The organism is Brevibacillus migulae (assembly GCF_004521915.1).
Lineage (GTDB): Bacteria > Bacillota > Bacilli > Brevibacillales > Brevibacillaceae > Brevibacillus_F > Brevibacillus_F migulae.
Map to the genome: position 1 here is coordinate 25,922 of NZ_SDKD01000034.1, position 10,414 is coordinate 36,335.

Here is a 10,414-nt window from a genome sequence, read left to right on the forward strand (position 1 = left end):
CATGTAAAGCGAGGAACAGATCTACTCTGCTCCTCGCGGCCTTCCTTACTCCATCGATGCCCATTTCCAATCCACAAACCCGAGACCATCCAAAACGACACCTTTGACACGCTCGTCTTTTACATAGGCATTGGTATAGTAATAGATCGGTGCGATCGGCATTTCATCCATCAAAATCTCTTCCGCCTGGGCGAGGATTTGTTTTCGTTTTTCCGGATCCGCTTCGATCGCCGATTGATTGAGCAGCTCTTTATACTGCGGATTCTCCCATCTCGGATCGTTGTTTCCGCCGCTTTTTTCTTTGAAGATCTCTAGGAAGTTGATCGGATCGTTAAAGTCGCCTAGCCAGCCCATCCGTCCGATCATGTAATTCCCTTGGGATTTGTCCTCCAGGTATACCTTCCACTCTTTGTTCACCAATTTCACGTCGATGCCAAATGCTTGTTTCCATTGGTCCTGAGCCGCTTCTGCCACTTTTTTGTGGGCCTCCGAGGTATTATAGGTCAGCGTGATCGACGGCAGCTCCGTGATATTCAGCTCTTGCATCCCTTCCTTCAGCAATTGCTTCGCTTTTTCCAGATCGTTGTCGGCAAAGTGCGATTTCGAGCTGACAGACATGGAAGGCGGGATGAAACCCAGCGCAGGAATTTGACCAGTCTGGACAATATTATCCACAATGGTTTGGCGGTTCAGCGCGTAGGTAAAGGCTTTGCGGATTTTTGCGTTGGTAAACGGAAATTGCTCCGTATTGAAAATATAGAAGTAGGTGCCCGCGATCGGTTGGGTGACCAAGGTGCCTGCGTCTTTCAGACTGGGAATCGCATCTGTCGGCAATGTATCCAGCGGTGCCCCTGCCCAATCCAATTCACCGTTTTCATACATCGACAGGGATGTATTGTTGTCCTCCACCATGGAAAACTCGATGCGATCCAGCTTCACCTTGTCCTTGTCCCAGTACAGATCGTTTTTCTCCAGAACCACTTTGCTTTTGTGCTCCCAGGCGGTCATTTTAAAGGGACCATTTCCTACGTGGGTTGCGGCTTCCTTCGCCCATGTTGGATTGGCCTCGAGTACCTTTTGGTTGATCGGATAAAAGGTATAAAAAGAAGTCAATTCGAGGAAAAACGGCGTTGGATTCTCAAGCTTGACTTCTAGCGTCTTCGCATCGATCGCTTTTACACCCACGTCTTCCGCTTTGGCCGTCCCTTTGTTGTACGCCTCCGCATTTTTGATGTAGAAAGCTTGGTACGCATAGGGAGCTGCCGTCTTCGGATCCAGCAGTCGCTTCCAGGCATACTCAAAATCTTGGGCAGTGACTGGGTCGCCATTGCTCCACTTCGACTCCCGCAAATGGAAGGTATAGGTGAGCTGATCTGGCGAGACATCGATCTTTTCCGCGACAGAAGGCTCTGGTTTTCCCTCTTCGTTTGTCCGGGTCAGCCCGTCAAAAGTGGCCCGCGCTATTGCACCCGATACCGTATCCTCCGCAATCGTCGGGTCCGCCGTCGGGGGCTCGCTGTGCATATTGAGACGGAAGACTTGCTCTTGACCTGCGGTAGCAGTTGCTGAATCTGTGGAAGCTGCTGGCTTGTCCGACGGATTTCCGCAACCCGCCAGCGCCACTCCGGCCAAGACGATTGAGCTGATGGTTGCAAACATACTTTTTTTGAACACGATGTTGTTCCTCCTTCGTTTCTCTTTCTTCCACTCATGTCGAATTCACTCGAATAGGTGTAGGTAAACGATAGCAAAAGGAGGAGCGGATAAGGTAATCTCTGAAATGAATAGCGGTATAGCCAAAAGTAAGAAGCGTTTAACCGGTGCGGTATTCAAAATTATCAATCAAAAGGGAATTTTTGCGATTATCGATTATGATGGGAGGATAACGACAGGTGTAAGGAGATTGTGTACCGTGCCCAGCCTACAGCAATTGAAGTATTTCATGAAAACGGCAGAAAACGGGAGTCTGAACAAGGCGGCGAAGGAACTGTTTATCACCCAGCCTGCTTTGACAAAGCAATTATCGTTATTGGAGAAGGAGCTGGCCGTCAGTCTCTTTATCCGCCATACGAACGGAATCAAAATCACGGAAGCCGGACAATTCTTGTACGATCAATTGACCCTCGTCCTGAAGACACTGGACGATATTTTTATAGAAACCCAAGAGATCGCCAGCCAACGCGCAATCCGCATCGGCGCCCTCCCCAGCCTCGCCACGCACTATATGCCGATGGTGCTGCGCAGTCATAGCGAGCTGCGTGCAAAGAAAATCCAACTGATTGTCAAGGATACGACCCATGAATTGGTGAGGCTGCTGAAGGAAGATGAGGCGGACTTGATACTCGTGCAGGATTACGTGCAGGAGGAGGGTCTCGCATCATCCATGCTGTTTCGGGAGACTTATCAAGCGATCGTGCCTGCGAACCATCCCCTTGCTTCTCAGGAAAGAGTGACACTTGCGGAGCTGGTCCAGCATCCGATGGTCTTGTATAAAAGCCCATGCGATATCCGGTCCTCTTTTTTGCGGGTGTGTCATGAGATGAATGTGAAGGTATCTTCCTTTATTGATCTGGAGTTTAATGAATCGATTCTTACCTTTGTCGAGAGCGGGCTTGGTGTCTCGATCGTGCCGAAAATGGTGGCAGACAGTATTGCGGCGCATCCGCATATTGTGGTGAAGGCGCTGCATGCGGTTGATCTTGAACGGGAGATTCATGTGCTGTGGCAGCCCATGGTGGAGGAATGGATTCAGCAGCTTCCTGTAGGGATGAAAAAGTAGTGAGTCGCTTTCATAACCTTACTTGCTCTGCTGGTTTCACTGGTAACGTTTGTTTGAAAAATGTAGGCATGAAATACAGATCGAAAGGAGGAAACAAATGAAACAAGTACGAAGAGTTTTGTGGGGAATGGCTTTTTCCATTGGTTCATCGGCTTGGTTTGATCAGATCACTCTCTTTTGCATCAACCCATAACCCTTTTTTGTATCAGGTCAAAACTCCCTTTTTAGTCCCTATTGATTATGGATACTGAAAGCAACGAGCGTGATCCTTCAACTGATTTGTGCCATTTTGCTTCCCCTAACTTTCTCCATCCAAGGAGCTGTATCTCATATGAGCAAATCATCGAATATCTCTCAAACTCCATACCCTTGCGCCCAATGCGGCACCATGGTCCAGCCACCGGAGCATCTGATCACACGGTATGATTATCAGATCTATTGCAGCGAGTGTGCACAAACACATCGGACTCTCGATTGGTTAACGTCTCTGTTGATTTTGTTAGGCTTCAAAAAACGACCCTTTTGATTCGATCGAAACCGTTATGCTTTCATATCAATGATTTGCTTCAGTTCAATCCATTGAACATTTTCGTCATTTACCAGCTTAAGTCTGCCTTCGTCTTTATCGATCCACTGGATCATCCCCCACATGCTGTACGTCGAACCAAGATTGCCGTTGACGGATTGCCACCAGGAAATCGTGACGGCATAGTCATTTCTGGCAGAATCTTTAATCAGATAGTGGAACGAGGCACGATCATATTCCGCCACGATTGGTTCCTTTACGAGCATCGGGGCTTTCTTTGGTTGAAGATACAGCTCCTGTTGTTCGGTCAAAACATATCGGTTTGCAGAGATGTTGTTATCTTCCATTTCCGTCATGACAGTGATTCCTTCCTTTCCTCTGCAGCTCGTATAACCATTCTTTCTAGTCCTCCGCGCTCCACCCCGAAGTATTTTTGTGAAACCACACTGAAATCACCTAATTTATTTCAGAACTAAAACATCCGCTACGATATGGATTTTTTAATGAATGTGGCTTACATTCACCTGAAGTGTTCTCCTGGTTACTGTCAGCACTGTCTCTCTTTGCAGACACAGACAACTCCCTCTACTCCCCATAGTCCTCACCGTTTTCCGCTACTCTGATGGTGCGGGGAAGCGCAGGTCCCCAAGCAATCAGTCCATGAATGTTCAAGCGGTGGAGATGCTCTTGCATGTCAATCGCCGATTTGATCCCAACCATTTCGCATAGTTCGCTTATTGTCGGCGAGTTTTTATGTTTGGCGGTGTAATCCATGATCGCTTGGAGAACTGCCTTTTGTATTTCTAGCCGAGGGTCCATTTTTAGGCTCCCTTCGAAGTATGTGTAACCGGATTGATCGCCAGAATATTTTCTATGACGAAGTATCGGGGTGCGCGTCTCGTCATGCAGTATGCTTTTACATGATCATTTTTCATCTCCAATAGCCTGACCATTCGTTGACTTGTCTGTCCGTATCGATCCAGATAGATCAATTCCACTGGTTGAGCGGCAGCCATGTATTTATGAAGCTGTTTGATCATGTTTTTCCCTCCACGATATCGAACGTTTGTTCTTATTATATGCGAACAATATGGGAACATGCAAACAAAAAAAGATCCCCACTTTTTGTGGAGACCGTAGTGATTCGTCTTGATTTCCCCTAAATTCACCTTACCGTAATGGACGTTTTCGCAATGGCTTCCGCACCTGTCTCGGGATTTTTGACTTTTGCCTCGAACGGATACGTTTTCTTCTTGTCCGGTTTGAACTTGATCAATACGCTGTGGGTTCCTTCCTTTTCGTTGTACTCATTGCTGATTTCCGTCACTTCCTGGTTGTAGCTTCTCGTAAACTGATCAGATTTTATGCCTGTTCCTTTGTAGGTTAAGAGTAAATAGATCGTATCTCCTAGCCGGACAGTTGCTTTTTGCGGACTGATCGATGCTTGAATCTGCGGATCCGCTGCAACCGAGAATGTAATATATCCAGTAGCTTCGATGATTTCCCCCGTCTCCTTATCTCGCATAAGCATAACGAAATAGGGAGTGTATTCACCTTCAATTTTTGGTGTAAAGTAGCCCGTTGTCATATACATATTTTTCTTTCGGTCATAGGTTGTTTTAATCTTTTGTACTTTTTGTGTTACATCGACTGAATTCAGGGAAAGGAACTTGAATTCCGCTGCCTTTTCCACTGTCCCCATATAAGGTGTATGCACAGTAAACTTCATTTTTTGGTCAACCTTTAAGGATTTCTCCGGATAGATTGAGAATTCCGATTCTACAGTCGGCGTCACGGGAGGCAAGTTATCTACGCGAATGCGCTTTTCTGCATTCCCTGCCCACACCTTGTCGTTATCTTTCATTACAATGTTGTATTGGATAGATACATGATGAATGCTGATGTCGAAGTCTTCTGGTATAAAAACAGCTTTTGATACATAATTCATTCCTTTTTTTGCGGTTTCAAGTGTAATCGGATGTTTTTCTTCTCCATCTTCCCCTTCAAATACAATCGCTAACGACGCCTCAAAGGTTTTCCCTTGTTTTTTCGTCACCGCTTCTATTTGGATTTCTTCGCTGGGATAATACTGCTTTTTCACAGGGGTTACTTTCAATTCGACTGGAACACTTACCTCTTCAGCAAAAGCTAAACTTGGAACCAACATTGTGAACAGCGTAAAAAAGACCAAGGATGCTAGCAGGGCGCGAAACCCCGATGGATGCTTTTCCATGATTGATAACATGGTACTCCTCCCCTAACTATCAGATCATTTCCATATTTTACATTTGTGGTTTGATTTTTACAATATTTATTGCCTTTTTCCCATGTAACCAACTCCACTCCCAGTGCGTCAGTAACAGGAAAGGAGTGTTTTCCGATTGATTTAAAATTCTTTCCAACTATAGATTAGCACCCGTTTTGCATAGATTGTGTTGTATTAAGTTGTTTATTGAATCCAAAAATTCCATCCAGGTGATGAGCATGTTTAACAGGATAAAAAAGGATCTGAATGACTATCAAAATGCACATCAAAACAAGTGGAATCAGATTTTGCATTATTTCGCCTTCCTCTTCGCCTTTCTTGCCTGGATATCTTTGTTCTTTGATAGGAAAATGACCATTTGCCTGGCAATCCTCCACTACACATTGGCATGGGTCGGTCATTTCATTTTTGAAAGAAACAAACCGGCATCATTCAAATACCCTTTCGTTGGTTTTTACGCTGGTTTCCTAGGGTTCTTTCTTAAGACCTTTGAAATCATCTCCGGAAGAAAAGTGCTTCCCTAAGCCCCCCCAAAAAGTTCGCTGGCTGTAGTTGTGGTGAATGACTTTTGCGGCACGTAATCACACTGAAGGCATGGCCCTTTCTTTCCCCTTTTCCATTGCGTATCTTATCTGGCGCTCGTCGTTCCCTAAGGACCTTACTCAATGAAAATTGTTGTGTGAAACGGTTGCCTTGTGCTACATTACATATTGTAAATTTTTCCATTTTTTAACGCATTATCCATGCCGTTCGTGAAAATTGATATACGGAATCACATTTTTTTACCCAGAAAGGTAAGTAGTGATGACTGTCTCCTTAAAGTTAGTGCTGATAGGTTTTTTAACAGGTATCTTAATTTACATCGCTTTACCTGTCTTTCATTTCGATGAGTCGTTGGTTGGGTTCTGGATGATTCTGTGGAGCCGTGTTAGTTTAAAAAAAGCTTCTGTATACGGAGTGTGGAAAAGCTTAACCTACCTAACCTATGTAATTGGTTGGCTCTTATTGTTTGTTGGTATTCTTCTAACATCCATAAACTTCGCTTTCTTACACTAGCTCTACTGAACATTAAGCCATTTCAGAATTTGCAAGCCACAATTAACTGAAAAGAAGATCTTTCCAAGCTTTTCGAGCGAAAGTAACTTCATTTCACTCATGTAGCCTTAGGTGCAGAAAGCGGTGATTAAACTGAGTGTAATTGTCACTGTAATTACCTTCGTTTTCTTAGCTTGCTTACTATGGTGGATCTTTGCATCAATCAATAATAATCGGTTACCGAGAAGGACAAATTTTACCCCTTACGACGATATGACATCCGGGCGTGTTAAGGACGATCCTCTACAATCGTTTATGACTCCAGAAGATGCTGAGAAAGAAAAATAGTTTGATATCTTTTTTGGTATTGCATATCTTGGTCTGAAATTACGCAAGAAAATAGATAATATTTTTGATAACTTACGACAAAGAATGAGTATATTGAGTAAATTAAGCTGTCTTAAGGTAGTCTCAATTTTTTTCTGTGCGATTGGGTTCTATCTTCTAATGAATAGCCCCGCACTTGGATCAGATGCAGCCTCCGAATATCTTCGCGAAGAAATGTATGGCCAAATGGATTCAGAAAGCTTTAACATCATCAAACAATCTTATATTGATGCTTATCGTTTGGCTGGTGGGATCTTTTTAAGTGTTGGCAGTTTTTACGCCTTCAAATTTTTTAGTAAGGGTGATTTGTAATTTTATCATTTTACCAAAGGGGGATGAGCATTTTACCAATTAACAACAAAATGAAATTAATTGATCGGAGATGTTTACAATGTCCAGCTTCGGTATTCCAGGACTACTTTTGATTGGAGGCATAATCGTAATCGTTGCGTTGGTCGCACTTTTAGCAATTGGTTTGTTCAAGAAATGATAAGGTTTGCATCAATCTCTTTAAGGAGTTTTTCGTGATGAGTTTTGCCAAAATACTTCCCTTAATTGTCATTGGTATTATGGTTTTTCTTATTTGGCATTTCGGAATTAAACCCATTTTTTAAAAAAAGAAGTGGGTAAGTGATTCCTTATTTTTACTACCGATGATAAAGATCGGTCAAAGAGCTTTTTTCTTTTCCATGGAAATAGTTACGTCTATTTTTGATTTCGACATCACGAAAATTTTCCAACGTTAGTAATGCCTCTCCTTTCCCTGAACTACTTGTAAAGAACCAACCCTATGGTTTATTGACGTGATGTTGATTAAAAATGCAAATAAAAGGAGATTTTCGCAATATGTTGATTAAATCGAAGTTAACTATAAAAAATATACTACTTGGCATATTGATTTGTTTATTCGTGATTGCGATAAAACCAGCCCCTTCTTTAGAAATTCCTAATATACACATACCGGAACATCCTAGTGAAATTGATGTGACAGAACTTAATAAAAGAGCACTCATCCAGCTAGATAAGAATCGATTCGCAATTGTTAATCAGGATGACTCCTCATACACAAAAATTCTTGTACTGGAATATGACGAAAAAAACAAAAAACTGAATCGCGTATCTAAAATGAATTTTGACTTCGACTTTGAATTTAATTTTGAGTGAAAACTTGTAGAAGGGATGCCTTGTTCCAAAGTTCCATGTCATGGAGGTGGGAGTATTGTATAAAAGATATACAAATATTTACGCCCGATGGATTCGAGCACTTGCATCAGTAATTATTTTTGTAGGTGTTACTGCCGGCTTATTTATTTGGAGTGATGATTTTGAAGATCGGTTTCTTCCGTTTTTATCCACCATCTTCTACTCAGTTATTGCTTCCCTTACCATGTTTGGTTTTGCAGAAATCATTGAAATCTTATACCGGATCTATCAGAAATTGGAGTCTGTTGACGGTATAAAACGTTTGCAAGAAAATGGGAGTAAACCCGAGTAAGGAAAATCTTTTTTTGTCCCAATCCTTTTTGTGATACGAGTGTGAAAAAGAGCGTAATTACATGATTAAATCAGTTTGCTACCTTGTCATCTTGGATGAAGCAAGTTACCTTCCCAAACAACTCGAGGAATTGGGGATTAAACAGGCTGTAGGGTCCTGTAATGCAGTTCCATGTATTATTAACAACGAAAAAAGCACCCTTGCTCTTGGATAATACGGTAGGTGTTCGCCTGCCCCGTTTTTGGACTCTTACCCTAGAGATGACGTCCATGCTGGGCGTACACGAAAAAGGGCAGCTGCCACAGCAATCTGCTCCTTTGGTAATCCTACTAAAGTTCTCCGTTAGTGAAATACATTGACAATCACGATTCAATCCCTTTATTTGGGTTTGGTCTAAGCCAAAAAACAAAAGCTATAACCACCTCAACAATAGGAACCAATATCGCTAATTTAATCCAGTTTTCCGCCCCAAACAAATAAAATGCCATCGGAAACACAGTTAAAGTACTGAAGAACATTAGCCATCCAGATTTTCTATAAATGCCAAGAGCTAAACAAAGGAACGAAATGAAAACAAGTATCCACATGAATAATCCAACCCAATGAAAGTTACCCCAAGTGATTACTTCATTTCCGATTCGCATTATTTATCACCTCCTTTAATTTTCCTAAAAAACTCCAAATGCCTTTCAACTATGCTGCCCGTTAACGTAATGCCCTACCGTCAGATTCATATCATACTTCCAATACTTTATTTTTTTGTAGATGTGAGCTATTGTGTAAACTTCGTGATTCTCAGTAAAAGATAAATATGATAATCTTTGATTGGGGATTATACCCAATTTTGACCAATCCTCACAAGTTAGTCTAATGGTAAGGACTGATAAGGGATATGTGGAAAAAACATTTGGAAAATATCTTGGAAAACTGTGAGTTTAATGAACCTGCTCAATCAACCAAAATTGAAGAAATACAGACAGTATTCAACATTGAGCTACCGAATGAACTGCTGAGTCTGTTGGAAGAAACAGATGGTGTGAGAGATGAATTTGGATGTGACCTCGTTTGGTCAGCAGGTAGAATTATCGGGGAAAATAAAGAACTAAGAAAAGAAGAATTTAGGGATTTGTACATGCCTTTAGATTGCCTCTTATTCGTAGCAGATGCGGGTAACGGTGATTTGTTTGGATATGCAATTATCAATGGTTCCATTCAACGAGATGATATTTATGTATGGAATCACGAAGACGATAGTCGCACATGGGTTGCTCCCTCTTTAAAGAAATTCATTGAATGGTGGAACGACGGAACAATAAAAGTTTAAAATGAGTATAAAAGAAGACCTTCTAAGACGGAAGGTCTCAGCCTGTAGACAAAGTTCCGTCAGAGACAAAGTCTACAGGCTTTTATGTTGTATATAGTACTTATTTCCAATAATTACTTTTGAGGTCCATTTGCTTTACAAAAAGCAAGCCGAAGGACGCTATCAAATAGCCGCCTTTTCATTAGATGAACTGGTACTGGTTCCAAAAGATCATCACGTTCGAAAATGCGATCGACTTTTCATTCATCTATGACTTAGTGACAGATTACTACTGTCATGATAATCGTTGACCCAGTTGTCTTAGTCAAAATTGCATTAATCCAATATTATTTGGTTATTCGTTCCATGCGTAAACAATGAAAGAGATCGCAAGCTCCCGCGTTTTAGGGGCTAATTTTTTTTAGGAGAAAAATTATGGAGACTTTGGTGTTCCCAATGATAATCGGGTTTATATTCTGGCTATTAGGCTCCGTCTTTAAAAGCAAAGTAACTCAGATAATTGGATTAGTCTCAATGGTTGGAGTAGCTATTTTACATGTATTACTGATATGGTCCATTAGTAGATGTCAACGCCGGAATTAATTTGACCCACGAGCGCCGGT

12 protein-coding genes and 1 pseudogene are annotated in these 10,414 nt (G+C 42.0%); 7 read left to right on the plus strand and 6 right to left on the minus strand.

Annotated features, from left to right (window positions below):
- Positions 1-45: 45 nt before the first annotated feature.
- Positions 46-1,659, minus strand: coding sequence for a peptide ABC transporter substrate-binding protein (locus EIZ37_RS23925; protein WP_134687292.1), 1,614 nt, complete (start codon positions 1,657-1,659; stop codon positions 46-48).
- 253 nt (positions 1,660-1,912) lie between these two features.
- Here EIZ37_RS23925 and EIZ37_RS23930 point away from each other — a divergent pair, with 253 nt between their 5' ends.
- Positions 1,913-2,779, plus strand: a complete 867-nt coding sequence (locus EIZ37_RS23930) for a LysR family transcriptional regulator (RefSeq protein ID WP_167569110.1) — start codon at positions 1,913-1,915, stop codon at positions 2,777-2,779.
- 540 nt (positions 2,780-3,319) lie between these two features.
- Here the strand turns inward: EIZ37_RS23930 and EIZ37_RS23935 are convergent.
- The 4 genes from EIZ37_RS23935 to EIZ37_RS23950 form a co-directional block, all read right to left on the minus strand.
- Complete coding sequence (locus EIZ37_RS23935; RefSeq protein WP_235828198.1) at positions 3,320-3,661, minus strand: YolD-like family protein; 342 nt, start codon at positions 3,659-3,661, stop codon at positions 3,320-3,322.
- Between the two features lie 229 nt (positions 3,662-3,890).
- Positions 3,891-4,124, minus strand: coding sequence for a LexA family protein (locus tag EIZ37_RS23940; RefSeq protein ID WP_134687282.1), 234 nt, complete (start codon positions 4,122-4,124; stop codon positions 3,891-3,893).
- Between the two features lie 2 nt (positions 4,125-4,126).
- On the minus strand, positions 4,127-4,345 hold the full coding sequence (locus EIZ37_RS23945; protein WP_134687283.1) for a WYL domain-containing protein: 219 nt from the start codon (positions 4,343-4,345) through the stop codon (positions 4,127-4,129).
- A 125-nt stretch (positions 4,346-4,470) separates the two neighbouring features.
- Positions 4,471-5,550 (minus strand): hypothetical protein, encoded by a 1,080-nt coding sequence (locus tag EIZ37_RS23950; protein ID WP_134687284.1) that lies wholly within the window; start codon positions 5,548-5,550, stop codon positions 4,471-4,473.
- Positions 5,551-5,789: 239 nt separating this feature from the next.
- On the opposite strand from EIZ37_RS23950, the gene EIZ37_RS23955 reads away from it, so the two are divergent.
- The 4 genes from EIZ37_RS23955 to EIZ37_RS23975 all read left to right on the plus strand — a co-directional run bounded on the left by EIZ37_RS23955 (position 5,790) and on the right by EIZ37_RS23975 (position 8,488).
- Entirely contained in the window at positions 5,790-6,095 is a 306-nt protein-coding gene (locus EIZ37_RS23955; RefSeq protein WP_134687285.1) for a DUF962 domain-containing protein, read from the plus strand.
- Positions 6,096-7,047: 952 nt separating this feature from the next.
- Positions 7,048-7,305, plus strand: a complete 258-nt coding sequence (locus EIZ37_RS23965) for a hypothetical protein (protein WP_134687286.1) — start codon at positions 7,048-7,050, stop codon at positions 7,303-7,305.
- Positions 7,306-7,839: 534 nt separating this feature from the next.
- Positions 7,840-8,157 (plus strand): hypothetical protein, encoded by a 318-nt coding sequence (locus tag EIZ37_RS23970; RefSeq protein WP_134687287.1) that lies wholly within the window; start codon positions 7,840-7,842, stop codon positions 8,155-8,157.
- Between the two features lie 55 nt (positions 8,158-8,212).
- On the plus strand, positions 8,213-8,488 hold the full coding sequence (locus EIZ37_RS23975) for a hypothetical protein (protein ID WP_134687288.1): 276 nt from the start codon (positions 8,213-8,215) through the stop codon (positions 8,486-8,488).
- Between the two features lie 362 nt (positions 8,489-8,850).
- Here EIZ37_RS23975 and EIZ37_RS23980 read toward each other — a convergent pair whose 3' ends face one another.
- The gene (locus EIZ37_RS23980) at positions 8,851-9,132 is read right to left on the minus strand and encodes a hypothetical protein (protein ID WP_134687289.1); all 282 of its coding nucleotides are present in this window, start codon (positions 9,130-9,132) and stop codon (positions 8,851-8,853) included.
- Positions 9,133-9,380: 248 nt separating this feature from the next.
- Here EIZ37_RS23980 and EIZ37_RS23985 point away from each other — a divergent pair, with 248 nt between their 5' ends.
- Positions 9,381-9,812 (plus strand): SMI1/KNR4 family protein, encoded by a 432-nt coding sequence (locus tag EIZ37_RS23985; RefSeq protein WP_134687290.1) that lies wholly within the window; start codon positions 9,381-9,383, stop codon positions 9,810-9,812.
- Between the two features lie 130 nt (positions 9,813-9,942).
- A pseudogene (locus EIZ37_RS26485) lies at positions 9,943-10,166 on the plus strand (IS5/IS1182 family transposase); the annotation flags it as partial.
- Positions 10,167-10,414 lie beyond the last annotated feature (248 nt).

What these genes read in the sequence shown, in the direction of transcription:
- EIZ37_RS23985 (WP_134687290.1), top strand. Translation starts at nt 9,381, where the DNA reads ATGTGGAAAAAACATTTGGAAAATATCTTGGAAAACTGTGAGTTTAAT.
- EIZ37_RS23945 (WP_134687283.1), bottom strand. Translation starts at nt 4,345, where the DNA reads ATGATCAAACAGCTTCATAAATACATGGCTGCCGCTCAACCAGTGGAA.
- EIZ37_RS23935 (WP_235828198.1), bottom strand. Translation starts at nt 3,661, where the DNA reads ATGACGGAAATGGAAGATAACAACATCTCTGCAAACCGATATGTTTTG.
- EIZ37_RS23950 (WP_134687284.1), bottom strand. Translation starts at nt 5,550, where the DNA reads ATGTTATCAATCATGGAAAAGCATCCATCGGGGTTTCGCGCCCTGCTA.
- EIZ37_RS23925 (WP_134687292.1), bottom strand. Translation starts at nt 1,659, where the DNA reads ATGTTTGCAACCATCAGCTCAATCGTCTTGGCCGGAGTGGCGCTGGCG.
- EIZ37_RS23940 (WP_134687282.1), bottom strand. Translation starts at nt 4,124, where the DNA reads ATGGACCCTCGGCTAGAAATACAAAAGGCAGTTCTCCAAGCGATCATG.
- EIZ37_RS23955 (WP_134687285.1), top strand. Translation starts at nt 5,790, where the DNA reads ATGTTTAACAGGATAAAAAAGGATCTGAATGACTATCAAAATGCACAT.
- EIZ37_RS23970 (WP_134687287.1), top strand. Translation starts at nt 7,840, where the DNA reads ATGTTGATTAAATCGAAGTTAACTATAAAAAATATACTACTTGGCATA.
- EIZ37_RS23980 (WP_134687289.1), bottom strand. Translation starts at nt 9,132, where the DNA reads ATGCGAATCGGAAATGAAGTAATCACTTGGGGTAACTTTCATTGGGTT.